Source organism: Vineibacter terrae (assembly GCF_008039615.1).
Classification (GTDB): Bacteria; Pseudomonadota; Alphaproteobacteria; order Reyranellales; family Reyranellaceae; genus Vineibacter; species Vineibacter terrae.
On record NZ_VDUZ01000031.1, the window covers coordinates 69,982 to 94,886 of the forward strand.

Annotated in this window: 25 protein-coding genes; 15 read left to right on the forward strand and 10 right to left on the reverse strand. The window is 68.9% G+C overall.

Annotated features, from left to right (window positions below; translation table 11 throughout):
• Positions 1 to 23 precede the first annotated feature (23 nt).
• The gene (locus FHP25_RS24525; RefSeq protein WP_147849604.1) at positions 24 to 341 is read right to left on the reverse strand and encodes a hypothetical protein; all 318 of its coding nucleotides are present in this window, start codon (positions 339 to 341) and stop codon (positions 24 to 26) included.
• Positions 342 to 893: 552 nt separating this feature from the next.
• Between FHP25_RS24525 and FHP25_RS24530 the strand changes: the two genes are divergently transcribed.
• The 4 genes from FHP25_RS24530 (at position 894) to FHP25_RS24545 (ending at position 7,734) form a co-directional block, all read left to right on the forward strand.
• Positions 894 to 3,074: a DUF3987 domain-containing protein gene (locus FHP25_RS24530; protein WP_147849605.1), complete on the forward strand. Its 2,181-nt coding sequence runs from the start codon at positions 894 to 896 to the stop codon at positions 3,072 to 3,074.
• A gap of 312 nt (positions 3,075 to 3,386) precedes the next feature.
• Positions 3,387 to 5,567: a thiamine pyrophosphate-dependent enzyme gene (locus FHP25_RS24535; RefSeq protein ID WP_147849606.1), complete on the forward strand. Its 2,181-nt coding sequence runs from the start codon at positions 3,387 to 3,389 to the stop codon at positions 5,565 to 5,567.
• A gap of 150 nt (positions 5,568 to 5,717) precedes the next feature.
• Entirely contained in the window at positions 5,718 to 7,256 is a 1,539-nt protein-coding gene (locus FHP25_RS24540) for an indolepyruvate oxidoreductase subunit beta family protein (RefSeq protein WP_147849607.1), read from the forward strand.
• The gene (locus tag FHP25_RS24545) at positions 7,243 to 7,734 is read left to right on the forward strand and encodes an acyl-CoA thioesterase (RefSeq protein ID WP_178133756.1); all 492 of its coding nucleotides are present in this window, start codon (positions 7,243 to 7,245) and stop codon (positions 7,732 to 7,734) included. The genes FHP25_RS24540 and FHP25_RS24545 overlap by 14 nt, the downstream gene beginning before the upstream one ends.
• Before the next feature lie 211 nt (positions 7,735 to 7,945).
• On the opposite strand, the gene FHP25_RS24550 is transcribed toward FHP25_RS24545, so the two are convergent.
• Entirely contained in the window at positions 7,946 to 8,398 is a 453-nt protein-coding gene (locus tag FHP25_RS24550; protein WP_147849609.1) for a lysozyme family protein, read from the reverse strand.
• Positions 8,399 to 8,542: 144 nt separating this feature from the next.
• Between FHP25_RS24550 and FHP25_RS24555 the strand changes: the two genes are divergently transcribed.
• The 4 genes from FHP25_RS24555 (at position 8,543) to FHP25_RS24570 (ending at position 11,151) form a co-directional block, all read left to right on the forward strand.
• Positions 8,543 to 9,226, forward strand: coding sequence for an RNA polymerase sigma factor (locus tag FHP25_RS24555; RefSeq protein ID WP_178133757.1), 684 nt, complete (start codon positions 8,543 to 8,545; stop codon positions 9,224 to 9,226).
• Positions 9,223 to 9,810, forward strand: a complete 588-nt coding sequence (locus FHP25_RS24560; RefSeq protein WP_218578574.1) for a ferritin-like domain-containing protein — start codon at positions 9,223 to 9,225, stop codon at positions 9,808 to 9,810. Before FHP25_RS24555 ends, FHP25_RS24560 begins: the two co-directional genes overlap by 4 nt.
• A 42-nt stretch (positions 9,811 to 9,852) precedes the next feature.
• Entirely contained in the window at positions 9,853 to 10,254 is a 402-nt protein-coding gene (locus FHP25_RS24565) for a c-type cytochrome (protein WP_178133759.1), read from the forward strand.
• Positions 10,255 to 10,317: 63 nt separating this feature from the next.
• Positions 10,318 to 11,151, forward strand: a complete 834-nt coding sequence (locus FHP25_RS24570) for a metallophosphoesterase (RefSeq protein WP_147849612.1) — start codon at positions 10,318 to 10,320, stop codon at positions 11,149 to 11,151.
• Positions 11,152 to 11,312: 161 nt separating this feature from the next.
• On the opposite strand, the gene FHP25_RS24575 is transcribed toward FHP25_RS24570, so the two are convergent.
• On the reverse strand, positions 11,313 to 12,068 hold the full coding sequence (locus tag FHP25_RS24575; RefSeq protein ID WP_147849613.1) for a 2-keto-4-pentenoate hydratase: 756 nt from the start codon (positions 12,066 to 12,068) through the stop codon (positions 11,313 to 11,315).
• A 12-nt stretch (positions 12,069 to 12,080) separates the two neighbouring features.
• On the reverse strand, positions 12,081 to 13,292 hold the full coding sequence (locus FHP25_RS24580) for a CaiB/BaiF CoA transferase family protein (RefSeq protein WP_147849614.1): 1,212 nt from the start codon (positions 13,290 to 13,292) through the stop codon (positions 12,081 to 12,083).
• A gap of 103 nt (positions 13,293 to 13,395) precedes the next feature.
• Between FHP25_RS24580 and FHP25_RS24585 the strand changes: the two genes are divergently transcribed.
• On the forward strand, positions 13,396 to 13,914 hold the full coding sequence (locus FHP25_RS24585) for a hypothetical protein (protein ID WP_147849615.1): 519 nt from the start codon (positions 13,396 to 13,398) through the stop codon (positions 13,912 to 13,914).
• A gap of 18 nt (positions 13,915 to 13,932) precedes the next feature.
• On the opposite strand, the gene FHP25_RS24590 is transcribed toward FHP25_RS24585, so the two are convergent.
• Complete coding sequence (locus tag FHP25_RS24590; protein WP_147849616.1) at positions 13,933 to 14,724, reverse strand: enoyl-CoA hydratase-related protein; 792 nt, start codon at positions 14,722 to 14,724, stop codon at positions 13,933 to 13,935.
• 164 nt (positions 14,725 to 14,888) lie between these two features.
• Between FHP25_RS24590 and FHP25_RS24595 the strand changes: the two genes are divergently transcribed.
• The 3 genes from FHP25_RS24595 (at position 14,889) to FHP25_RS24605 (ending at position 17,716) form a co-directional block, all read left to right on the forward strand.
• On the forward strand, positions 14,889 to 15,383 hold the full coding sequence (locus tag FHP25_RS24595; protein ID WP_147849617.1) for a hypothetical protein: 495 nt from the start codon (positions 14,889 to 14,891) through the stop codon (positions 15,381 to 15,383).
• A 171-nt stretch (positions 15,384 to 15,554) separates the two neighbouring features.
• Positions 15,555 to 16,532, forward strand: a complete 978-nt coding sequence (locus tag FHP25_RS24600; RefSeq protein WP_231712462.1) for an OmpA family protein — start codon at positions 15,555 to 15,557, stop codon at positions 16,530 to 16,532.
• Between the two features lie 275 nt (positions 16,533 to 16,807).
• Positions 16,808 to 17,716, forward strand: a complete 909-nt coding sequence (locus FHP25_RS24605; protein ID WP_147849618.1) for an OmpA family protein — start codon at positions 16,808 to 16,810, stop codon at positions 17,714 to 17,716.
• A 127-nt stretch (positions 17,717 to 17,843) separates the two neighbouring features.
• Here the strand turns inward: FHP25_RS24605 and FHP25_RS24610 are convergent, their stop codons facing one another.
• Positions 17,844 to 18,242, reverse strand: coding sequence for a hypothetical protein (locus FHP25_RS24610; RefSeq protein WP_147849619.1), 399 nt, complete (start codon positions 18,240 to 18,242; stop codon positions 17,844 to 17,846).
• Between the two features lie 299 nt (positions 18,243 to 18,541).
• Positions 18,542 to 19,153, reverse strand: a complete 612-nt coding sequence (locus FHP25_RS24615; protein ID WP_147849620.1) for a 2-hydroxychromene-2-carboxylate isomerase — start codon at positions 19,151 to 19,153, stop codon at positions 18,542 to 18,544.
• Between the two features lie 93 nt (positions 19,154 to 19,246).
• Between FHP25_RS24615 and FHP25_RS24620 the strand changes: the two genes are divergently transcribed.
• Together FHP25_RS24620 and FHP25_RS24625 are read left to right on the forward strand one after the other, a co-directional pair.
• The gene (locus FHP25_RS24620) at positions 19,247 to 20,020 is read left to right on the forward strand and encodes a glutamine amidotransferase-related protein (protein ID WP_147849621.1); all 774 of its coding nucleotides are present in this window, start codon (positions 19,247 to 19,249) and stop codon (positions 20,018 to 20,020) included.
• Positions 20,021 to 20,115: 95 nt separating this feature from the next.
• The gene (locus FHP25_RS24625) at positions 20,116 to 20,562 is read left to right on the forward strand and encodes an OmpA family protein (protein WP_147849622.1); all 447 of its coding nucleotides are present in this window, start codon (positions 20,116 to 20,118) and stop codon (positions 20,560 to 20,562) included.
• Between the two features lie 169 nt (positions 20,563 to 20,731).
• Here the strand turns inward: FHP25_RS24625 and FHP25_RS24630 are convergent, their stop codons facing one another.
• The 3 genes from FHP25_RS24630 to FHP25_RS24640 all read right to left on the reverse strand — a co-directional run bounded on the left by FHP25_RS24630 (position 20,732) and on the right by FHP25_RS24640 (position 23,917).
• The gene (locus FHP25_RS24630; RefSeq protein WP_147849623.1) at positions 20,732 to 21,148 is read right to left on the reverse strand and encodes a hypothetical protein; all 417 of its coding nucleotides are present in this window, start codon (positions 21,146 to 21,148) and stop codon (positions 20,732 to 20,734) included.
• A 230-nt stretch (positions 21,149 to 21,378) separates the two neighbouring features.
• A complete protein-coding gene (locus FHP25_RS24635) occupies positions 21,379 to 21,921 on the reverse strand; it encodes a GNAT family N-acetyltransferase (protein WP_218578576.1) in 543 nt (180 codons plus the stop codon).
• Between the two features lie 13 nt (positions 21,922 to 21,934).
• Positions 21,935 to 23,917, reverse strand: coding sequence for a serine/threonine-protein kinase (locus FHP25_RS24640; protein ID WP_178133758.1), 1,983 nt, complete (start codon positions 23,915 to 23,917; stop codon positions 21,935 to 21,937).
• Positions 23,918 to 24,156: 239 nt separating this feature from the next.
• Between FHP25_RS24640 and FHP25_RS24645 the strand changes: the two genes are divergently transcribed.
• Complete coding sequence (locus FHP25_RS24645) at positions 24,157 to 24,894, forward strand: hypothetical protein (protein WP_147849625.1); 738 nt, start codon at positions 24,157 to 24,159, stop codon at positions 24,892 to 24,894.
• The last annotated feature ends 11 nt before the right edge of the window (positions 24,895 to 24,905 follow it).

The window sequence follows — 24,905 nt, forward strand, 5'->3', positions numbered from 1 at the left end:
GCCCAAGTGATTTCGGTCATAGCTCAGGGCGGCGGGTCTATCCCACCTGTCGACCTCGCGGAAGCGGCGGCGTGGTAGCGTTTAGGTATGCCAGACAAAGTGCAGAGCACAGAAGTCGGAACAGCGAATGTCCAGGTTTGATTGATTTGCTCGATGAAATTGAGTGGGCGATCCTCGATCGGATGGAAGCCGACGGGCTCAAACTTGATCCGCCGCAACATCTCGAGCGGGTCTTCTGTCTGTGTGGACATCCAGTCGCGTGCTCGTGCGGCTGAAGCTCGCACGAGCAGCATCAGTGCGTCAGCCTCTTCGACCGACCGGATAATCAGCTCAGACGCCATCACGCTCTCACATTCAGGATCTTTAAAAGTATCTTCCCATGATGCGCTTGCACCAGAACCGGTAGGCATTTGTACATGCTCATCGACGACATGGCAGCGATGCCTCAGGCTTCGACTGCAAAGAGCGCTTTACGCAACCCGTGATCCATTCCCGGTGCTCGACCGTCGTGGCCAGGGCTGCTCTCAGGCCATCGCATGCCAAGATTCCTTCGTGGAAATTATGTGTAGATGGCCGGCCGAGCCGACGCCTACGCTGGCTGCCGATTCCACGGCAGTAGCGTCGATGGGCGAGGCCGGATGCTCCGGCAAGTGTGCCAGAAGGCCAGCGCGCCATCACCTTGCAGTGCTGAGAATGTCTGCTTTTGTACCGGTTGTAAGCCGGTTCCTGAAGACATATAATGGTTGATTAGAGCATGCGTTCCCGCCGCCGGGGATAACGGGCGTTTCGCCTGCCCGGCCGTCACAGGGCAAAGCCGCCGCCGGGCTTCATACGGGCGTCTTCGCCGGTTGCTGACGTCAAGCAACACCGTTCCACCATCCTCGGGTGTGCCCATGAGCGCGCACGATTTCGCCAGCCTGACGCATGCCGATCACGGCACGCCGCTGCGCTGGTGGCATTACACCGACAGCTTCGCCGTCGCCGGCTTCCGCGGCCGCGACGGCCGCAAGCGCATCGCGATGGCGGTGCGCACCGGCGCGCAGTGCTACTGGCACGAGCCCTTGGCGCCGCTGCCGCTCTACGGCGCCGCCGGCCTGCAGGCGCGGCCTGCGGCGCCGGTGCTGGTGGTACAAAACGAGGCGATCGCGGATGGCGCGCGGCCGTTGTTCCCGGACCATGTCTGCATCGCCTGGGCTGGTGGCTGTGGCGCGGTCGACAAGGCCGACATCGTGCCGCTGCGCGGCCGCGACGTGGTGGCGTGGCCGGACGACGATGCCGGTGCCACGGCCATGGCGCGGCTGCAGGTGCGGCTGCGGGGCTGGGCGCATCACGTCGCGCTCATCGCCGCGCCGCGCGCCTGGCCGGCGCCGTGGCATGGCGACGACCCACCGAAGCTGCCCGAGGCGGCCGTCGAGACGCTGCGGCGCCAGCTGCGCGAGGCCCTCCCTGACGTTGCTGCGGACCCACCGTCATCCCGAGCGCAGCGAGGGATCTCCTGCGAAGGACGCACGGTGCCCCAGTCGCGGGAGATCCCTCGCTGCGCTCGGGATGACGGTGAGGTCGACGCATCCGTGCAGCCCAACGCGACTGAGACACGCCCGGCGCCGACACACCAAGACATCCCTCACACCATCGAAGACCCGCCCTCCGTGCCCGACACCGGCTGGGCGGCGCCGGACCTGTCCCTGCTGGACGACCGGCGCGGCGAGCTGCCGGCATTGCCTCCCGAGGCGCTGCCGCTGCCCTGGCGCAGCTGGGTCGAGCAGGCCGCCCGTGGCGCGGGTGTGCCGATTGATCCCGTGGCGCTGTCGCTGCTGACGGCAGCTTCCGGCCTGATCGGCACGGCGCGCTGGATCGCACCGGCGCCGTCATGGTCGGAGCCCTGCATCCTGTGGACCGCCGTCGTCGGGCCGCCATCGTCGGGCAAGACGCCCGCCGTGGCCGCGGTGCTGGACCTGGTCCGCCTTCTCCAGGACGAGCTGGACGCCGCCTATGAAGCGGCGCTGCACGTGCACGACAGCGCCTTCGAGGACGCGCGCGGCCAATGGGTCGGCGATCTCATCGAAGCGGTGCGCGAAAGGCGCGCGCCGCCGCCCCAAGTGGTGGCCAGGCCGCCGCTGCGGCGATCGTTGCTGGCCGCCGGCGCCGGCATCGCGGCGATCGTGGCGACGTTGCGCAACGCGCCGCGCGGCGTGCTGCTGGCGCGCGACGGCCGCGGCTCATGGCTGGCGGATATCGTGCGCGACTGCCGCGGCGCCGGCGACGACGTCTTCTGGCTTGCGGCCTGGGCGGGCGCCGGCTGGACCGCCGCCGGCCGGCGCCAGTCCGTCAGCGTCGACAGCGCCGTGTCGATCCTGGGCACGCTGCGGCCGGAGGCGCTCGGCGCCGCGCTCGGCGACGACAGCGACGGCGTGGCCGCGCGCCTGCTCTATGTCTGGCCGCATCGCGCTGCGTTCCGGAAGCTGCCGGACGCGGCGGCGGAGGCGGACGTCGATGCGGTCGCGGCATTGGCGCGCCTGCGCGACATGCCCGACGGTCCGCGCGAGGTGCCGCTGGCGTCCGACGCCCGCGCCGCCTTCGACCGCTTCCGCCGACTGCATTACGTCGCGGCCGGCCGGCAGGAGGGCCGTGCCGCGGCGTGGTGGGGCAAGGGGCCGGGCACTGTCCTGCGCCTGGCCGGCGTGATGGCGTTTCTCGACTGGGCGGCGCAGCCGCAAGGCGCCGCCGAGCCGCAAGAGGTGCCGGCTTGGGCCGTCGAGGCGGCCGCGGCGCTGTGGCAGGATTATCTGTGGCCGCACGCCCGCGCCGCGATCGGCGCCGGCGGCAACGGCACGCACGACCGGCACCTGCGCGACGCGCTGCGCTGGCTGGCGCAGCAGCGCCCGCGCGAGGTCTCGCGCGAGCAGCTGCGCCGCGAGGCGATGCGCCAGTCGCTGAACGCCGCCGGCACCGACAGGATCATCGCCGGCCTGGTCGAGCGCGGCTGCCTGCGGCTGGTGACGCACGCCACGAAGGGCCGCGCCCGCCGCCGCTGGCTGGTCAACCCGGCGCTGCGGGAGAACCACGATGCCTGAGCCGCGCTGGTCCGCCTGCTGTCATCCCGAGCGCAGCGAGGGATCTCTCGCGAATGACGCACGCTGCGCCTTGTCGCAGGAGATCCCTCGCTGCGCTCGGGATGACGAGAGAGCCAAAGGCGCCCGCTGCGTCGTCTTTGGGGCGCTTCCCGCAGTCCGCGCCGCTTGCGGAACCGCTGGCGCCTTCGCGGTAAGCCATTGTCTTCGCTACAGAAAAAATCTTTCCGATCTTCGCGCTCTTCGCGCAGACGGGAAACTGTTTGACACCCAACGATTCCGCTCCTTAGCTGGCGGCAAGACGAGGAAGCCCCCATGTTCGACCAGCCACCGGCCGCGGCCCGCACCAACCCCGAGCGCTCGTTTGCCGAGGAGGTGCGCTCGCTGCGCCTGGGCGCCGGCGAGGTGTTCCGCGGCGAGGGCGTGCTGGCGGTCACCAAGGCGCTGCTGCAATCCGGCGTCGCCTATGTCGGCGGCTACCAGGGCGCGCCGATGTCGCATCTGGTCGACGTGCTGGTCGAGTCGCAGGACCTGCTCGACGAGCTCGGCGTGCACCTGGAGACCTGCACCAACGAGGCTGCGGCGGCGGCGCTGCTGGGCGCCTCGATCAACTACCCGATCCGCGGCTGCGTCACCTGGAAGTCGATCGTCGGCACCAACGTCGCGGCCGATGCGCTCTCCAACCTGGCGTCGCCGGGCGTGATCGGCGGCGCGCTGATCGTGGTCGGCGAGGATTACGGCGAAGGCGCCTCGATCATCCAGGAGCGTGCCCACGCCTATGCGCTGAAGTCGTCGGTCTGGCTGATGGACCCGCGGCCCAACCTGCCGACCATCGTGCACTGCGTCGAGAAGGCCTTCGAGCTGTCCGAGGCCACCAACACGCCGGTCATGATGGAGCTGCGCATCCGCGCCTGCCATGTCAGCGGCAGCTTCGTGGCCAAGGACAATGTCGCGCCCGCCATCTCGCGCAACGCGCGGCTGGCCGAGCCGGTGCCGCAGGATTACGGCCGCATCTCGCATCCGCCGTCGACCTATATCCAGGAGAAGCTGAAGGTCGATGTGCGCCAGCCGGCGGCGCAGCGCTTCATCGTCGAGCAGGGGCTGAACGAGCTGCTGCCGGGCGAGCGCGAGGATCTCGGCATCATCGTGCAGGGCGGCATCGCCAACGTGCTGCTGCGCGGGCTCGACCGGCTCGGCCTGGGCGACGCCTTCGGCGCCGTGCAGGTGCCCACCCTGGTGCTCAACGTCACGCATCCGCTGGTGCCGGACCAGATCACCGATTTCTGCGCCGGCAAGCGCGCCGTGCTGGTGGTCGAGGAGGGCGCGCCGGACTACCTCGAGCAGGCGATCGGCGCGCTGCTGCGCAAGAAGGATATCGGCACGCGCCTGCACGGCAAAGACGTGCTGCCGATGGCCGGCGAGTACACCGCCGAGGTCGTGACCGAGGGCCTGCTGAAGTTCTTCGCCCAGACCGCCAACGACATCGACCTTTCCAGGCCGATGCAGGCGCTGGAGCAGGCGCGCGCCGGCCGCGCCGAGGCGCAGCGCCTGATCGGCGCGCCGCTGCCGCTGCGGCCGCCGGGCTTCTGCACCGGCTGTCCCGAGCGGCCGGTGTTCTCCGCCATCAAGCTGCTGGAGCGCGAGGTCGGCAAGGTCCACATTTCCAGCGACATCGGCTGCCACTCCTTCGCGACCCTGGCGCCGTTCAATCTCGGCAACTCGATTCTGGGCTACGGCATGTCGCTGGCGGCGGCCGCCGCCGTGGCGCCGGTCATGCAGAAGCGCACCATCTCGGTGATGGGCGACGGCGGCTTCTGGCACAACGGCCTGCTGTCGGGCGTCTCCTCGGCCATGTTCAATCGCGGCGATCGCGTGCTGGTGGTGATGCAGAACGGCTACACCTCGGCGACCGGCGCGCAGTTCCTGCCCTCCAGCGCCGGCAACCGCCGCGACGGCAACAACACGTCGGACATCGCCGTCACCCTGCGCGCCATGGGCGTGCGCTGGCTGCGCACCATCCGCACCTACAACGTCAGCACCATGCTGGGCACGTTGCGCGAGGCGATGACCACCAAGGAGCCGGGGCTCAAGGTGATCGTGGCCGACGGCGAATGCCAGCTCGCGCGCCAGCGCCGCATCCGCCCGCTTCTGGCGGCGGCGCTGAAGCGCGGCGAGCGCGTGGTGCGCACGCGCTACGGCGTCGACGACGCGGTCTGCACCGGCGATCATTCCTGCATCCGCCTCTCGGGCTGCCCCTCGCTCACCATCAAGGCAAGCCCCGATCCGCTGCGCGACGATCCCGTGGCGCAGGTCGTCAACAGCTGCGTCGGCTGTGGCCTGTGCGGCGAGGTCGCCGACGCCGCGGTGCTGTGCCCGTCCTTCTACAAGGCCGAGATCGTGCAGAACCCGACCTGGTGGGACCGCCTCATGACGCGCCTGCGCAGCGCTGTGATCGGCCGACTGCAGGGTAGGGAGCCCGCGGCAGATGTACGTTGATCGCGTTCATACCTTCCCCCGCTGGCGGGGGAAGGTGCCCGAAGGGCGGATGGGGGTGGCCTTCACGCACTCCGTCTGGTCAGGGGCACCCCCATCCGGCGCTGCGCGCCACCTTCCCCCGCCAGCGGGGGAAGGTATGGGCATTGCCCCATGACGCCCGACCGTCCCGTCACCATCCTGATCGCGGCGCTGGGCGGCGATGGCGGCGGCGTGCTGTGCGACTGGATCGTCGAGGCGGCGCACCATGCCGGCCTGCCGGCGCAGGCGACGCAGATCCCGGGCGTGGCGCAGCGCACCGGCGCCACCACCTACTATGTCGAGGTGCTGCCCACGGCGCGCGCGCGGCTGGGCGAGCGCGCGCCGGTGCTGGCGCTGAACCCGGCGATGGGCGAGGTCGACGTGCTGCTGGCCAGCGAGCTGGTCGAGGCCGGCCGCATGATCTTCAACGGCTGGGTGACGCCCGACCGCACCACGCTGATCTCATCCAGCCACCGCGTGTTCGCGATCGGCGAGCGCGTGGCGATGGGCGATGGCCGCTTCGATGTCGGCCGCCTGCTGCGCGCCGTGAAGGAGCGGTCCAAGGCGCAGATCCTGTTCGACATGGACCAGGCGGCGGAGGAGGCGGGCAGCGTGCTCAACGCCGTGCTGCTGGGCGCGCTGGCCGGATGCGGCCGCGTGCCGATCCCCGACCAGGCCTTTGAGGCCGCGATCCGCGCCGCCGGCAAGTCGGTCGACGCCAATCTCGCGGGCTTCGCCTTCGGCCGCGCCCATGCGCGCGGCGAGCTCGAGCAGGCCGTGCGCGCGCACCAGAAGCGGCAGGCCCAGGCGCGCGGCGTCGAGGACCTGATCGGGCGCGCGCGGCAGGCGTTGCCGCTTGCGGCGCACGACATCGTCGAGGAAGGCGTGCGCCGCCTGGCGGACTATCAGGACCGCGCCTATGCCGCGCGCTACCTCGACCGGCTCGATGCGGTGTGGTCGGCGGAGAACAAGGCCGGCGGCGACGGCGCGCTGCTGCGCGAGACGGCGCGGCATCTGGCGGTGCGCATGTCGTTCGAGGACGTGATCCGCGTGGCGCAGGTCAAGGTCTCGGCCGAGCGCTTCGCGCGCGTGCATGCCGAGGTGCGTGCCAAGGCGGGCGAGCCTCTTGTGATCACCGAGCACTTCAAGCCCGGCATCGAGGAGATCTGCGCCGTGCTGCCGCCCGCCCTGGCGCGGCGCATCATGGCCTGGGCCGAGCGCAGCGGCCGGCTGGGCAAATGGTACTGGTCCATGCATGTGCGCACGTCGACGGTGTCGGGCTTCCTGCGCCTGTGGCTGCTGTCGAAGCTGCGCTGGTGGCGGCCGCGCACCTGGCGCTTCGCCGAGGAGCAGGCGCAGATCGAGCGCTGGCTGCAGCAGATCCGGCACGCCGCTGCGCTGAGCCTGCCGCTGGCGCGCGAGATCGCCGAGTGCGCCCGCCTGATCAAGGGCTATGGCGACACGCACAAGCGCGGCTCGCACAACTTCGCGCGCATCGAGGCGGCCGTGATCGCCCCGGCGCTGGCCGGCACGATGGCGGCGCCGCTCGCGGTCGATGCGATCGCCAGCGCGCGTGTCGCGGCGCTGGCCGATCCCGAGGGCGAGTCGCTGGCCAGGACCCTGGCCGAGATCGCGCAGCGCACACAGGAGGTGCCCCGTGCCGCCGAGTGAGACAGCAAGTGCCCTGCTGCCGGACGACACGCACCCGGTGTCGACGCCGGAAGGGCTGGCCGTGCGCCACGCCGTCACCCTGGAGTGGGGCGACTGCGATCCCGCCGGCATCATCTACTACCCGACCTATTTCAAGTGGTGGGACCAGGGCACGTGGCGGCTGTTCTGGGCCGCGGGCATCGACCGGCGCGTGATGCGCGAGGACATGGGCGGCATCGAGATGCCGATCCTCAACGCCGTGGGCACGTTCGAGAGCACCGTGACGCCGGGCGCGCGGCTCGTCGTCGAGAGCCGCGTCGAGCGCTGGGGCAACAGCTCGTTCCGCGTCGCGCACCGCGTGACGGCACAGGACGGCAGGACCGTGGCGCATGGCAACGAGACGCGATGCTGGACCAGCACCCAGGCGGCGCCGGGCCAGCTCAAGGCCACGCGCATCCCCGACGACATCATCGCCCGCTTCGGCGGCACGCGGGCGTGAAGCACCATCTCCTCGCCCCGCGAGAGCGTATGGGTACATGTTCCTCCCCAGCTTTGCTGGGGAGGTGCCCCGAAGGGGCGGAGGGGAGCCAACGTGGTCTATGTATCTGAGACCACGTCGGCTCCCCCTCCGGCCTCCGGCCACCTCCCCCAACTGCGTTGGGGGAGGGTTTATCTGCAGCTCCCCGCTCTCGCGGAAGAGGTGTTGATCCTCACATCGACTTAATCGCCGCGACCTGCTGGTCGAGGCCGAGCTTGCGGTTGCACAGCGGCCAGTGGCTGACGGCGTCGCGCTCGAAGATCGCGTACTTCGCCAGCGCGGCGGCCTGCTGATGGTCGTGCGCCAGCGCCACGGCCTCCCTGTAGCTGAGGTCGCGTCCGTCGCGGTCGCGCACGAAGCCGATCACCGTGCGCGGCGAGAACTGGAAGCGCCCGACATAGGCGCCACGGCCGCCATAGATCGGCCGGTCGGACTCGCCGGTGCCGCCGCTCTCGCACTCTGAGAGCTGGCGCAGCACGTCATTCTTGCGCGCTTCGATATCGAGCGCGCGGGAATCGAGAGCCTGGATGGGTGCCGATGGTGCCTGTGTGGTGCAGCCGGCGGCGACGAACAACGCGAACGCGAGCGGACCGAGGATGGTCCGGGTACCGTGGCGCAAATCCATCGCGTCGTGCCCTCCTCGAGTAAGGTCATGTCGGACGTACGGCCTAAGCGCTGAAACCTTTTGATCGGTGGCGCCGTCTGATGGGTACAAGGCCGCTCAAGGGGGATACACGCGATGGCATTAGGCAGGCAAGCACCCCTCGACATGGCCGCCCTGCGCGACGAGCAGCTTCATGCACTGGCGCTGCAGCGGGGCGCGGGCGCCATCAGGGTCCTCACCCAGCGTTACAACCAGCGCCTCTATCGCGTCTGCTGGGGGATCCTGCGCAACGAGGCCGATGCCGAGGAGGCGGTTCAGGACGCCTACGTCAAGGCCTTCACGGCGAGCGCGTCCTTCGAGGGCCACGCCTCCTATGCGACGTGGCTGACGCGGATCGCGATCAACGAGGCGCTCGAGCGCCGGCGCGCAGCCCAACGGCGGGCGCGTCTGCTTGAACGTGAGGGGATCACCGAGATGGCCGAATATCGTGCGCGGCTGGCGGATGGGCCCATCAGCCACGGCTCGCCCGAGGAGATTGCGGCGCGCGCCGAGGTCGCCCAGCGGCTGCAGGCGGCGGTCGCGCGCCTTCCCGAGATGTACCGGACCGTGTTCGTGCTGCGCGACGTGGAAGGCGTGAGTGTCGAGGAGGCGGCAGCGGCGCTGGGTGTGCCGGAGCAAACCGTCAAGACGCGCCTCTTCCGTGCCCGGCGCCGGCTGCAACAGATTCTGGAGCCGGACCTGCGCGCGGCGCTGCAGGAGGCATTTCCGTTTGGCGGCGAGCGCTGCGCGGCGTTGACCGAGAAGGTGCTCGCCCGCCTGTCCCCTCGGCAAGAAGGAGAGAAGTCATGAGTGTCGTAGGCAAGGATCTTCAGATGCGCCGCCAGCTCGTTCGGGGCAGCGCGACCGTGCTCACCGCCGCCGGCATCACGGCGCTGCTGGGCGCGCGCGGCGCGGCGCTGGCGCAGAAGCGCACCGGCAACGCCGGCCAGGATGTCGGCGTGCTCAACGCTGCCATCGCGCTCGAGCACGAGGGTATCGCCGCCTACACGATCGCCGCCGGCAGCGGCCTGCTGCAGCCCGCCGTGGTGAAGATCGGAGTCACCTTCCGCGGCCATCATCAACGGCACCGCGACGAGCTGATCAAGGTCGTGACCGCGCTCGGCGGCAAGCCGGCGGCGGCGAAGAGCGATGCCGAGTACGCGACGGCGCTCAATGCCGCGGCGCTGAAGAACCAGACCGACGTGCTGCGCCTGGCGCTCAAGCTGGAGCGCGGCGCCGCCAACGCCTATCTCGGCCTCATCCCCTCGCTCGCCACCGCCGACAGGCATCAGCTGGTGGCGCGGATGGCGGGCGACGAGGCGTTCCACGCCGCGATCCTGGGCAACGCGCTGGGCGATCCGATCCCGACCGACGGCCTGATGTTCGGAGCGTAGGCGATGTGGCGTCCGCACAGTTGTGGTGCGGCCGTGGCCGGGATGGTCGTGGCGTTGCTGCTGCAGGCCATCCCCGCCGCCGCCCAGTCGCCGGTCCGGACGCCGCCGTCTGCTGCTGCTGCTGCCGCCGCCGGTGATGCCACGCGGGGCGAGCAGCTCTACCAGAGCCGGTGCGGTGCGTGTCATTCGCTTGATGCCAACCGGGTCGGCCCGCGCCATCGCAACGTGTTCGGGCGCCGCGTCGCAGCGGTGCCGGACTTCCACTACAGCGCGGCGCTGCGCAAGCGCACCTTCACGTGGGACGCGGCAACGCTCGACCGGTGGCTCGAGAATCCCGGCGCGCTCGTGCCCGGCACGACGATGGGCTTCCGTGTCTCGTCGGCGCAGGATCGCGCCGACATCATCGCCTACCTGCGCGACCACAGCGCGCCATCATCACCTTGATCGGGACCGGATAATCGTGTGTCGTAGGACGGCCTCCAGTGTTCAAGGAACGTGTCGCGTATCATGCCGGACATTCACATCGCCTTGTTGTCGGACCTTCATCTGGATGTCCGCCGCCGCGTCCTGCAGCGTAGCAACTCCGATGCGGCCGCCTGTGCTGCGTCCATGGCCCAGCTTGCCGACGAGGCGCGCGAGACGGCCGCGAGCGCCGACCTGGTCGTCGTCCCCGGCGACATCGATGTCGGCACCGCCGGGCTCGAGTGGGCGGCGGCGACGTTCCCGCGGCAGCCCGTGCTCTACATCGCGGGCAACCATGAGTTCTATCGCTACGAGCATGGAAGCCTGATCGGCCAGCTGCGCGAAGCTGCTGCCGCAACCGACAACGTCCGCTTTCTCGAGCACGACGAGATCGAGCTCACGCTGAAGGGCCGGCAGGTGCGGGTGCTGGGCTGCACCGCCTGGACCGACTACCAGCTCTACGGTGCCGGTGTGGCCGACGAGGCGATGCGCCGGGCCGAGGAGCTGATGTACGACCACAAGCGCATCACCTTCGGCGACAGCCTCTTCCGGCCGCAGGATGCGCTGCAGCTGCACACCCGTGCGGCGGCGTGGCTGCAGGCGCGGCTGTCGGCGCGCGCGAGCGGCACGACCATTGTCGTCACGCACCACGCGCCAACGCCCGACTCGATCGAGCCGCGCTTCCGCAACGACAGCCTGTCGCCGGCCTTCGCGTCGGACCTCTCGGCGCTGATGCATCGCCATGCGCCGCCGCTGTGGTTGCATGGCCATACGCACTACAACGTCGACTATGCGGTCGGCGCGACGCGCGTGGTCAGCCACCAGTGGGGCTACCCCAACGAAGACGTCGCGCGTGGCGCCAGGGTGATCGCGGTGTGACGCACCGGCCTGCCCGTCTCCCGCGAGCGGGAGAGGGAGGGGCCCATGGCGCGCAGCGCCATGGGAAGGTGAGGGTCCAAGGACGAGGTGCTGCGCGTGACGCCCTCATCCGGCCGCCGCTGCGCGGCGTCCATCTTCTCCCGCAAGCGGGAGAAGGGCGCTCACGCGGGGAACGTCACCTGCGTCTCGCCCAGGCCGGCGAACGCGGCCACCACCGTGGCGCCGGGGCTGACGAACTGCAGGCCCACCCACGAGCCGGTCGTCACGACCTGGCCGGCGCGCAGGCCGCCGCGGCGCGTCACCACGTGGCCGGCCAGCCAGGTCAGCAGCCGCAGCGGCGAGCCGCCGCTGTTGCCTCCGGCGCGGTCGACCACCGCCTTGCCGTCCACCGTCAGCCTGACGGGCTGGCGGTCGTAGTCGAGGCCGCGCCAGCCGGCGAAGGCCGGGCCGACGACCAGCGCCTTGTTCATGGCGTTGTCGGCCAGCGGCCACAGCGGATCGAGGCTCTTCCAGTTCGCAAGCCGCGTGTCGACCACCTCGATCACCACATGGGCGCTGCCGACGGCGTCGAGCACCGCGTCGGCATCGGGCGCCGTCGCCGCCGCCGGCAGGTCGCGCGCGAAGCGGAACGCCACCTCGGCCTCGACGCCCAGCATATGCATGCTGCCGGCCGCGAAGCTTGCGGGGGCGAGGGCGACATGGCCGGCCAGCAGCGGCGCGCAGGTCGGCATGGCGGTGGGCGACGGCGCGCCCACCTTCCAGCCTTCCACCGGCCCGAGCGCCGCCGCGACCTTGTCCTGGATGGCATAGACCGCGTCGGTGTCGGCCGGAGCCGGTCCCGGCGGCGCGATCTGGGTGAAGCTGCGCCGTGCCTGCAGCAGCGCCTGCGCTGCGTGGTCGATGTCAGAAGCGGTCATGCGCCGGCCTCCCTATGCCTTCTTGGGCTCGACCAGCGCCACGCCGGCCTTCAGCAGCGCATCGATGTCGGCGTCGCTGTAGCCGTGCTCGCGCAGCACCGCGCGCGTGTCGTGGCCGAATGTCCTGGGCTTGGAGCGCACCTCAGGCGGCGTGCGCGAGAGCTTCACCGGGTTGCCGACATTGCGGTAGCCGTCCTTCTCCCAGACCATGCCGCGATGCCTTGTGTGCGGGTGCTCCATCACGTCGGGCACCTCGAAGACGGCGCCGGACGGCACGCCGTTCTCCATCAGCTCGGTGGCGAAGGCCTCGCCGTCGCGCTCGGCGGTCAGCGCGCGCAGCTCGGCCTCCAGCGCCGGCTTGTTGGCGATGCGGTCCTGGTTGGTCCTGAAGCGCGGATCGTCGGCCAGCGCGGGCTTGCCCAGCAGCTGCGCCAGCTTGCGGAACTGCGCGTCGTTGCCGGCGCCGATCACGATGTTGCGGCCCTTGGTCGGGAAGTTGGCGTAGGGCGCCAGGTTGCCGTGGCTGTTGCCGTGGAGCTTGGGCGTCAGCCCGGCCATGAAGTAGTTGGGCGCGTGCGGCTGGTGCAGCGCGATGGCGCTGTCGTACAGCGTCGCATCGACGAACTGGCCCTTGCCCGAGCGCTGCCGCTCGTAGAGCGCCATGAGGATGCCCATGCAGGCGTTCATGCCGGTGGCGAGGTCGACGACGGGCACGCCGATGCGCACCGGTCCGCTCTCGGGCGCGCCGTTCACCGACACCAGGCCGGCCCAGGCCTGCACCATGGCGTCATAGCCAGGGTAGCCGCCCATCGGTCCGTCGGCGCCGAAGCCGGTGACGCGGGCATGGATCAGCCGCGGAAACGTCTGCGCCAGCGTCGCGCTGTAGCCCAGGCCCCATTTCTCCATCGTGCCGGGCTTGAAGTTCTCGATCAGCACGTCGGCGTGCTCGAGCAGCTTCAGCAGCACGGCGCGGCCCTCGGGCCGGGCGAGGTCGAGCGCGATCTTGCGCTTGTTGCGGTTGATGCCGGCGAAGTAGGCCGAGATGCCCTCGTCGTCGAACGGCGGTCCCCAGCCGCGCGTCTCGTCGCCCTGCGGCGGCTCGACCTTGATCACGTCGGCGCCATGATCGGCCAGCATCTGCGAGCAGTAAGGGCCGCCCAGCACGCGCGACAGGTCGATCACCTTGAGGCCGGCAAGCGCGCCGGCGGACTCTGCGGAAGACATCTCGATCGTTGCTCCGTTGACCGCCCGGTGCGGTTCGTGATTTCGCCTAAAAGGCCGTTTAGCACGCCGCAACGGCACCATGAACACGGACGGGAGGGAAACGATGCGGGGGGCGCGTTTGGTGGGGCGGGGCTGGGCCCTGGCGGGCGTGGCGATCGCCCTGGTTCCGGTGGTCGCGGCCGCCCAGATCCCGGATCCGCGGCGCGAGCGGCTGCAGCCGGTCGAGCAATGGGTGGGCGTCTCCGCCAACGAGCCGCCGCCGGAAACGGTAGCCGGCGCGGCCGCCGGCCGCCTGTGGGACCTGCCGGCGCTGCGGCAGGCGGCGACCGAGGCGATGGGCACGGCGCTGGCCCGCGAGGCCCTGAAGCCCGCCGGCCCGGAGACGCCGGTCGTGCGCGAGGGCGCCATGCTGCGCTGGAGCTGGTGCCGGCGCGGCGACTGCGCCGGCTTCGGCTATGCCTTCGTGGTCGACCCGCGCCGCGGCGACCTGTTCGTCTGCCGCAACGCGGAAGGCGGGCGGCAGGGATGGATGGGCAATGATCCGCGCATGCACATCCCGATCCGCGGCCGCAACTGCGATGACGCCAACGTCAGCGAGTTCATCCGCCTGAACAGCCGCTGACGGCGTGGTCGGAGGGCCTCAGCGGCCCTTCCAATTGGGCTTGCGCTTCTCAGAGAAGGCCTTGGGCCCCTCGACGGTGTCCTCGCTGTGGGCCATCGCCACGAAGGCCGGGAAATGCTGGTTGTGCATCGCGGTCTCGAGCGCCGGCGCATCGAGCGAGCGCATGACGACCTGCTTGGTGGCGCGCACGCTCATGGGCGAGCATTCCAGGATCTGGCCGGCCCAGCGGCGGGCCTCGTCCATCAGCTTGGCGTGCGGCACCACGGCCGTCACGAAGCCCAGCTCGTAGCCTTCCTGGGCCGGCACGTGGCGGCCGGTCAGCATCATGCCCATGGCCTTCTTCAGCGGAATCATGCGGCTCAGCCGCTGCATGCCGCCGGCGCCGGCGGCGAGGCCGACCCGCGGCTCGGGCAGCGCGAAGGTGGCCTTGTCCGAGGCGATGATGATGTCGCAGGCCAGCGCGATCTCGAAGCCGCCGCCCATGGCGACGCCGTTGACCGCCGCGATCACCGGCTTGTCGAGGTCGAAGCGGCTGGTGAGCCCGCCGAAGCCCTTGGCCGGATGGACCGGCCGCTTGCCGGTCTTGGCCTGCAGCTCGGCATGGTATTTCAGGTCGTTGCCGGCGCAGAACGCCTTGTCGCCGGCGCCGGTGATGATGGCCACCCACAGCTCCGGGTCGGCCGCGAAGGTGTCGAAGGCGTCCGTCAGCTCCTGGTTCGCCATCGGGTGGCAGGCGTTGTAGACCTCCGGCCGGTTGATGGTGACGATCATCAGGCGTCCTTCGGTCACGACGGTGCTGTATTGGCCCATGGCGTTCTCCCGGCTGGGGCGTTGGTCAGGTCCGCCATGCTGGCGGATTCGGGCCGCCGGTCAAGCGGTTGCCGGCAGATGATGCGCTTGAGTGGCGCACGGCAGGGATGTATGGTGCAGTGCACTACAAGACTGCCCGGCAGCGTCGGCGCAGGAGCGATGTGATGCGCAATTTCACTATCGGCCTATCCTTGCTCGCCCTGGGCGTCGGCTGCGTGTCGACGGCGCATGGGCGGGATCGGGATGATGCCCGGTTTGCGGGCATCGGCGTCGGCATCAGCCACGCGCCGGAGGATCACCCGGCAACATTCGTCACCAGCCCTGCGCCAACTGCCGGCGCCGAGCGGTCGGCGCGCGCCGCCAAGCCGGCGGAGGGGGCGAGCCCGGCGACTGCCCGCCGGCCGGATGCCGGCAGCTTCAGTTATCGCGGGTTGCGCATGAGTCCGACCGGCCTGGACCCGACTGTCTATAGCGGAGTCCTCAGCCGGGGCGACGGCGCCACCGCAGTTGGTGGCGCGACGCCGTTGCCGGCGGACCTGCAGGGCATGCCCAAGTCGCCAGGGGGCCAGGGCAACGACCGGCCGTCGCCGACATTCTCGACGCGTGGGAACGGTGGCGTTCTGGGGCTGTCGTACAAGATCAAGCCCACTCAACCCTAGCCGAAAAGCGTCTATTCGCGTCAGTTCTTAACTTCCGCTTCGGCCGCTAAGTCGTTGGAAAAATTCATATCACTGATAAATCCGAAGTGTTGCGCGAAAGCCACACGATTTGAATATCGACGCAACAACCGGCCGTAATCGTTGCGACCCGGACACCCTCGTATATAGTCAATGGTGAAGTTGGTGCTTCCAGCCTCGCCACTTCGTCACGTTCGTATTGATCTGGAGAGGGGATACCAAATGAAGGCGAAACTCGGAGCTCTTGTCGCAGCGGCTCTCGTCGCGGCGCCGTTCGCGGCAAATGCGCAAGTGACGCCAATGCCGGGCTTCTATATCGGCGCAATGGGGGGCGTAAACTTCCTCCACATGCCAACCCTCGGTAGCACCAAGGAAAAGACGGGGTTTGCCGTCGGTGGTGTCGCTGGCTATGACTTTGTCGGCCCACGCGTGGAGCTTGAGTTCCTCTATCGCCAGAACAAGGCGAAGGGCGTTGGCAAGAACATGTATCAGTACGCGCCGATGGTGAACGTACTGTACGACTTCATGCCGGATTCGATGGTCACGCCGTACCTTGGTATCGGCGCTGGCGTCAACATCTGGGAGTATGCCTGGGTCAGCACCGCGGACTTCGCGATGCAGGGCATTGCGGGTCTGAGCCTGCGCATGACGGACGGCTTCTTCGCGAACCTCGACTACCGGTTCATGAACACGTTCGCCAAGGGCAAGGACTTCCAGAACCACACCGTCCTGGTGACCCTGGGCTACAAGTTCGGCCCACCGGCGCCGGCTGCACCGCCGCCGCCGCCGCCGGGCGCGACGCCGGCCCAGTACATCGTGTTCTTCGACTTTGACCGTGCCACGCTCACGGCCCAGGCAATGACCACGATCAGGCAGGCAGCGGAAGCGGCCAAGGCCGGCAACAAGGCCCGCATCGGCGTGACTGGCCACACCGATCGCTCGGGCGGCGACGCCTACAACATGGCGCTGTCGCTGCGCCGCGCGAACGCGGTGAAGGACGCGCTGGTGCGCGAGGGCATCCCGGCGAGCGGCATCACCGTGGTGGGCCGCGGCGAGAGCCAGCCGCTGGTGCCGACGGCCGACGGTGTGCGCGAGCCGCAGAACCGCCGCGTCGAGATCGTGCTGCAGTAAGCTCGATCGACAGCAAGACGATACGGAAACGGCCGGGATATCCCGGCCGTTTCTTTTTGCGCCAACAGCGGCATGAAATAGTCTGAAATAAAAAGTGCTCGTTTTATATTGCCTAGCAGTAATGGGCGGAATAGTTCGATTAGCCGCGGCAATAAGCCCCCAGAAAACCGGCTGGATTCGTTGCGGCTGCAGCGGCTTGGTATATATTCGAAAGTGAAGATGGTGTTTCCAACTCCGCCACTTCGTTACCGAGTACTTGAAGTAGAGGAATACAAATGAAAGCGAAACTCGGAGCCGTTGTCGCTGCGGCTCTAGTCGCGGTGCCCCTGGCCGCGAATGCGCAGTCGACGAACCTCCCGGGCTTCTATGTGGGCGTCGAAGGTGGTTTGAACTGGCTCGACCTGCGTACGTTCAGCGGCGCGGACGAGAAGCTCGGCTTCGCCGCGGGCGCCGTGGTCGGCTACGACTTCGTCGGGCCGCGCGTCGAGCTGGAGCCGGTCTACCGCTACAACAAGGTGAGCGGTCTCAAGATGCATCAGTACAGCGCGTTCGCGAACGTGCTGTATGACTTCATGACCGACTCGATCATCTCGCCACATCTCGGTATCGGCGCCGGCATCAACTACTGGAAGATCAAGGGCACCGGTATCAGCACCACCGACTTCGCCATGCAGGGCATCGCCGGTGTGTCGCTGAAGATCAGCGACGGCTTCTACGGCAGCCTCGACTACAAGTTCATGAACACCTTTGCCAAGGGCAAGGACTTCCAGAACCACACGGCGATGCTGACGCTGGGCTACAAGTTCGGCCCGCCGACGCCGGCTGCACCGCCGCCGCCGCCGCCGGGCGCGACGCCGGCCCAGTACATCGTGTTCTTCGACTTTGACCGTGCCACGCTCACGGCCCAGGCAATGACCACGATCAAGCAGGCCGCGGACGCAGCCAAGGCCGGCAACAAGACCCGCATCGGCGTGACTGGCCACACCGATCGCTCGGGCGGCGATGCTTACAACATGGCGCTGTCGCTGCGCCGCGCGAACGCGGTGAAGGACGCGCTGGTGCGCGAGGGCATCCCGGCGAGCGGCATCACCGTGGTGGGCCGCGGCGAGAGCCAGCCGCTGGTGCCGACGGCCGACGGTGTGCGCGAGCCGCAGAACCGCCGCGTCGAGATCGTGCTGCAGTAAGCTCGATCGACAGCAAGACGATACGGAAACGGCCGGGATATCCCGGCCGTTTCTTTCTGCGCCAGGCCCCGACACAAATAAAGAGGCGCGGCCACTGGCCGCGCCTCTTTACGGTCTGCAGCTGCGATTACTTCCGTGCCGGTGTCCCCGGCCGCGCCGGTGTCGGTGCCGGGCCGGCGGAGCAGGCGCGCAGGCCCATATCGGCCGAGAAGTCCATCATCGGCGGCACCTGAGTCTGCTGGTTGACCTGCTGCGAGAGCGCCCACCGGAAAGCCTGCTGGGCGTTGGCGCAGTACTGCGGGTTGCTGCCCCCGCTGGCGCCGTCGCGGTTGGCGATCTCGGTCTTGAAGGTGTGGATGTTGGTGCGGTGCTTGTTCGCCGCCCGCTGCAGAGGGGCCGAGTTGATCTCGTTGTCGGATCGGAACTTGTTACGGAAGGCCGCATAGTCGCTGGCGAAAGCGGGTGTTCCGGCGCGGCACATGATGGCGGCGTTGTAGAACTGCTGCCAGGCGATCTCGTTGCGCACCGCCTGAACCTCTTCGTCCGTAAGGCAGCTGCCTTTCGCCGGTGCGGAGCTCGGCTGAACCTTGGCGTAGGCGGTAGACGGTGGCGGGAGAGAGGCCTGGGGCCGATCGCAGGCAGATAGAATAAACGTCGCCGCCGCCGCCACGGCAGCGGCGCGGAAGAGGGGGGCAGGCATTCTTTGAAACCTCGTTGGACGGGGGACTTGAAAACGTGCGCGTTATATCAGTTGGAACGGCCGACGGAAGAGCAACATTCTTACCGCCAACCTGACAGCAGGTTAGCACAACGGACAAGAACAGACTAGGCCGCGCGCCGGATGGCCTCGCGCAGCAGTGGCAGACGGTCGTTGCCGAAGTACATGTCGTCGCGGTTGAGAAACATGGTGGGCGAGCCGAAACCACCGCGGGCGATGACGTCGTCGGTATTGGCCTTCAGCCGGTCCTTGTAGGATTGATCGGCGATCTTGGCGAAGAACTCGGCGCGGTCCAGGCCGGCCTTGTCGACGATCGCCGCCATGACGTCGTCCTGGGAAATGTCCTTGTCGTCGCCCCAATAGGCATCGAATGCGGCATAGGCATAGGGCACCAGCTTGCCCTGCTCCAGAGCGACGAAGGCGCCGCGCATGCATTTCACGCTGTTCACCGGGAAAACGGTGGGCCGCATCCTGATCCGCAGGCCGTAGAGCCGGGCCCAGTCGGCCATGTCCTTGGCGGCGTAGGCGAGCTTGCGCGGGTTGGGCTTCTCGCGGCTGCGGTAGACGCTGTCGTTGACCGTGTTGAAGATGCCTCCCACCAGGATCGGCTTCCACACGATCTCGGCCCCTGTCTCGTCGGCCAGCGGCTGGATGCCGTGGAAGGCGAGGTAGGTCCACGGACTGGAACAGTCGAAGAAGAACTCGATCGTGGCGGCCATGACGAAACTCCGGAAGCTATGCATGCAACGCGCCGCGACCTTGACACTGTGTCGCCTTGCTGTCGACTCACCGCACCTGTACTTTACGGAGCCATGACCGCATCGGTTGTCCCCCTCAGGGCCGCGTCATCGGGCCCCTACAAGATCGCCATCATCGTCCATCAGGAGCACTCCCGGCCGGGCCGTGTCGGCGCGTTGCTGGAGGCCAAGGGCTACACGCTCCAGAGGCTGTGCCCGAACCTGGGCTGCCAGCTCCCCGAGGATGTTTCCGACTTCGCCGGCGTGGTGATCTTTGGCGGCCCCATGAGCGCCAACGACTGCGGCACGCTGGCCGGCATCCGCTGCGAGTTGGCCTGGATCCCCAAGGTCGTGGAGGCCGGTGTGCCCTTTCTGGGCATCTGCCTGGGCGGCCAGCTCCTGACCCGCACGCTGGGCGGCTCCGTGGGGCCGCACCCCGAGGGGCTGATCGAGGCCGGCTACTACGGCATCGCGCCGACGGCTGACGGCGCGGCCTGGTTCCCTGACGGCCCGATGACGGTCTACCAGTTCCACCGCGAGGGCATGCGTGTCCCGGATTGCTGCCAGGTGCTGGCCACTGGTGAGCAGTATCCGGTGCAGGCCTTCCGCTACGGCAGCAACGCCTTCGGCATCCAGTTCCACCCCGAGGTCACCCTCGAGATGAAGGATACCTGGACCGCCAAGGCCGCGGAGCGGCTGGCATCGCCTGGCGCCCAGCCGCGCGAGGTGCATCTGGGCGGGCACGACCAGCACGACCCGCCGCTGGGCCGTTGGATAGACGGCTTCCTCGACAAGTGGCTGGCGACAGCACGCGCAAGTGCGCAACCCTTGCTGGCTGCAGCCGAATAGCGCGCTCCGCCGCCGCGGCGGGCGCTCCTCATCGCGGCAATTCGTGCTAAGAGCGCCCCCTTAGGCGAGGGGCAAGCCCCGCCCGGGAGGTCCGCATGCTGCGTCGGTCCCTCATGGCCGTCCTGCCGTGGTTGGCACCGATGGCATGCGAGGCGCCAAGCCTGGCCGCCGCGCAGCGGCCCGAGCCGCTGCTGCAGCCGCGCGCCGACGAGCCGCCCAGCTACATCGTGTTCTTCGACATGGGCAAGGCCGTCGTCTCGACGCGCGGGCTGGCGACCATCCGCGAGGCCGCGGCCGCCGCCCGCAAGCCGGACACCAAGGCGGTCGAGGTGACCGGGCACACCGATCGCGCCGGCACCGAGCGGTCGAACGAGGCGCTGTCGCTGCGCCGTGCGCGCACCGTGCGTGACCTGCTGGTCAAGCAGGGCGTGCCCGAAGCCATCATCACGGTGCAGGGCGCCGGCGAGACCAAGCCTTTCATGGCCACCGAGGACGGCGCCAGCGCGCCGGAGAACCGGCGCGTCGAGATCGTCGTGAAGTAGGGCGCGCCGGCGCTATTGCCGGCCTGCCAGCCCAGACGTCGCATCGTCAGGGCGCAGTGCAGCCGGATGATCAGCCCCTGACGCATGCGACATCCTCTCCCCGCATCAGCGAGGAGAGGATGCCACTTGCCTGACAGCACAGGGCAGGCACGGGCTCGCGCGATGGCTGTCAGTCCCAAAGACCGCGTGCGTTGGGGCCATTGGCAGTGAAGCGGGCCCGCATGGCGACACTCTCGCCGCTCATCGTGCCGCAGTAGTGGCAGTCGCAGAGCAGATGGTGTGCTTCCAGATCCGTCAGCTCGAAGAACGCCATGCCGTCGCCGAGCCTGTCGCTCTTCAGGCCCTCGGCCTGGAGCAGGGGGTCCTTGTACGCCACCGCCAGCGGCGTGTCGTCGCCGCGCAGCATCTTGCGGGCGCGCTCGGGAAGATACTCGACCCGCATCAGCGGCATGAGCGCGCCGCGATGGCGCTCCAGAAGGGCTGCCCATCGCTCCAGCTTTTCCCGCCGGGACATCTTGCGGGTAGCGGTCTCAAAGGGGGCAGTCAGAGCCGTACGTTTGATCTCATCCAGGGTCCTGTGTTCCATGGCATCCTCCGATGCGTGACGCGCTCAGGCCGCATGCCGGCGACCTGAAACAGGAACGTCGCGGCATCTGCAAGGATGCCGCGTGCTCGGCCGAACCAGACCGTTTTTTGTTTGTCGTTGCGTACGACCGGAATCCGGGGCCGGCCGGTGACGATCCTATACCCGTCTATGGGTCATGAATATGGCGGGCATGTCACATCCGCTCGATTCCTGCCAGTACGGCTGGATGCTCACGTGAGCTCGAATGCTGGCGGATAGCTGACGGCGCCGCTGGCGCCGTCGAGCGCGCCGGGGATCAGCTCCAGCGCCATGAACGAGTCGCCGCTGAACGGTGCCGCCAGCCGGCGTGCCAGGGCGGCAGAGAAGCCGAAACGCGGATAGTAGTCGGCGTGGCCCAGGACGACGACCGCGGCATAGCCCCGGTCCTGCACGATCGAGAGGCCTGCCGACACCAGACGCGTGCCGACCCCTTGCCTCTGCCGGTCAGGGCGGACGGCCATCGGCGCAAGCGCTGCCGCTCTCACTGTCCGCCCGTCGACCTCGACCGCCAGATCGCTGAACAGGATGTGCCCGATGACGTCACCGTCAGCCAGCGCAACCAGCGAAGCAGCAACGAGGCGGTCGCGGCGCAGGCGCTCGACAAGGCGCGCCTCGCCGTCGCCGCCAAAAGCAACACGATGCAGCGCCGAGATTCCCTCTCGATGCTTGGGCTCTTCTTCGACAACGACGATCATGAGTTCGCGCTCGGGGCGGTCGATCGTGCCGACCGACATCTCGACTATCGATTTAGCGCGCAGCGGTGAACGTCACCAGCACGTTGTTGTTGGTATAGCCCTGGCCCTGCAATGCGCCGTTGTCGACCCGCAGCGGCAAGGTGAACTTGGTGCCCAACCCTTGGCCACTGGGCGGCATCTCCAGTGTCACCCGGCCGCCGCCGGCCGCGATCGCTCCCGAGATCGCGTAGGTGAGGCCGCCGACCACCCAGCTGCCGCGGGCAGCGCCGCCGGTGATGGACAATGTCAGGGGACCGCATGTTTCGTTGCCGCTGGTCAGCATCAGGCGGCGAAAGCAGATGCGCCCTTGCCAGGCGCCATCAACGCCCACAGGCACAGGCACAGGCGCGGGCGTCCGGGATGCCTGCTGCTGTGGCTGACGGGGCGGCGGCGCGACCGGTGGTGCCGTTTCGCGGTTGCGCCGTTCTTCATCAGCCCGACGTTGCGCCTCGACGGCTGCTCGCCTTTCTTCGTCGACGCGGCGCTGCGCTTCCGCGGCAGCCGCGAGACGCTTCTCCTCTTCGACCCGGCGCTGCGCCTCGGCGGCGGCCTTCTCGTCGGCCTGGCGCTGCGCTTCTTCCGCCTGGCGCCGGGCAACGTCGTCCGCGCGCTGCCGCTCGGCTGCGGCGCGCTCGGCTTCCAGCCGCCTGGCCTCGTCGACCTGCCGTTGGGCTTCTTCCTCGGCCCGACGCCGCTCGGCCGCGGTGCGTTCCGCCTCAAGGCGTCTTGCGTCTTCTTCAGCTTGCCGCCGGGCTTCGGCAACCCGGCGCTCCTCGTCGGCGCTCGCGTCAGCCGTCCGGCGTTGCGCATCCGTGGCCTGCTGCGCCAGCTCGGGTCCTTCGTCCTGCGACCGCGACGCGAGGGACATCAGCCGTGGGCCGACCACGGCGCCGGCACCGATCAGCACCAGGGCGACCGTGGCACCGCCGCCGATCCAGGCCAGGCGGCGGACGGTGTCCGTTGTCCTCGGCGGCGGCGTGGCGGGCGTGGGCGGCATATCGTAGCGCAGCAGCGCCGCGACCTCGCGCATGCTCTGGGCACGGCGTGCGGGGTCCGGCTCGAGCAGTCGTGCGAGATCGGGTTTCAGCTCCTCGGGCACCGCCGACAGGTCGGGTTGGACCTCGCGCGTCCTGATCGCGCGCGCCAACGATGAGCCCATCGGCAGCGGCTTGCCGATCGCGGCGGCCGCCAGCAGCAGGCCGAGGCTGTAGATGTCGGTGCGGTGGTCGACAGCGCCATCGTACAGGCCGCACTGCTCGGGCGAGCAGTAGTCGAGCTTGCCGGCAAAGCTGCTGCCGATCAGGGTGCTGCTGCCGTCCAGCCGCTTGGCGACGCCGAAATCGATCAGCACGACGTGGTCGAGGCTGCCGCCGCGCAGCACCACATTGTCGGGCGAGAGGTCGCGATGCACGACGCCGCCGGCATGCGCCGCCGCCAGGCCCTCGGCGATCTGCACGCCGACGCGGCGCACGTCGCCTGGTGCCAGCGGCCCTTTTGCGATGAATGAAGCGAGCGACGGTCCATCGACAAAATCCATGACCAGGAACAGCCGGCCGGAATCGTCGCCGAAGATGCCCTGATATGAAACCACGGACGGATGACGCACTTTTCGCAGCGCTGCCGCCTCGCGGCGGAACAGCTCGCGCACATGCGGGTCCGTGGCCAGGTCAGGGCGGATCATCTTGATCGCGTCCTGGTCGCCCGTATGGATGTTGGTGGCGCGGTAGACCTCGCCCATGCCGCCACGGCCGATCAGGGCCTCGATGCGCTGGGTATTGTTGAGGATCGTGCCCGGCTGGAGCAGAAAGCCGCTGCCGGCAGGTGTCGTCGCGGCTGGTTCCGCAGCAACCGCTCCCGCCACTGTCGGGGGCGGCTGCAGTCCTGATGCCGCGTCGGCCGATACGGTGCTGGCGACCCAGCGGGCGATCGCCATGCGCGTGCGTTCGCCATCTGCATCAGCGATGTGCGGCGCGGAAGGATCGCCGTTGTCGGTCACCCCTGTCCTCTTGTCGCGCGGCGTCTGCGGGTTGCCTCGATATGGGCAGATCGCCCCGTCATCCTATCACGGACGATTTCGACGGTGAGAACACCCTTGCGCTTGCCGCTATTCCGCCTGCGGCTCGCGCCTGCCAGCGCCGTGACGTGCAAAAACCATCTTTCTGACACTGATCGACAGCAGCATCGACAGGCAGGGCCGAGGTGAGAGAAGCCGACGGCCGGGGCACGGAGGTGATCATGCGGTGGCGGAAATATCTCGGTCGGGGGACGCTGATCGCCGTCTCGGCGGTGCTGCTGACCGGCTGCTTCGATTTCGCCGCCGACAGCACGTTCCGGCCCGACGGCACGGCGCAGGTGACGGCCGAGATCGGCGTATCGATGCAGCTGGCAGCGGTGCTGGCCAACCAGCCGCGCGTTGGTCGCGGCGATTTCCTGGCCGACTGCGAGAAGGAGCGGCCGGCCGACACGCTGCCGGCAGGCGTGACATCGATCAAGGGCAAGCGCGGGCAGCGGGGCGACATGGCCCTGTGCACATACGTGATCGAGGTATCCGACCCGGTCGCCGCCGCGGCCGCGCAGCAGGAGGCGCGGGCGCGATCGGTGTCCGGCGTGCGCGGCCTGGATCGCTCGCAGCTCAAGATCGAGCGGCTGCGCGAGGGCGTCTACCGGCTGTCGGGTGTCTTCAAGCCGATCGACAACCCCCTCGGCAAGCCGGATCAGCCCGGCGAGGCGTTGGCGGCCAACGCCGTGCTGATGGCGATGATGACCAACCGGTACGTGACGCTCACCGTGTCGGCGGCGCGGATCGAGAATGCCACCGGCGACGTCCAGGCGGATGGCCGCAAGGTGGCGTGGAAGCTGCCGCTGATGGCCCTGGTCAAGGACACGCCCGGCATGCCCTACGAGATCAAGGCCGATATCGTCTATGCAGAAAGCTGGACGGCCAAGGCGAAGCGGTGGTTTGGCCTCGACTGAGAGCGCCATCA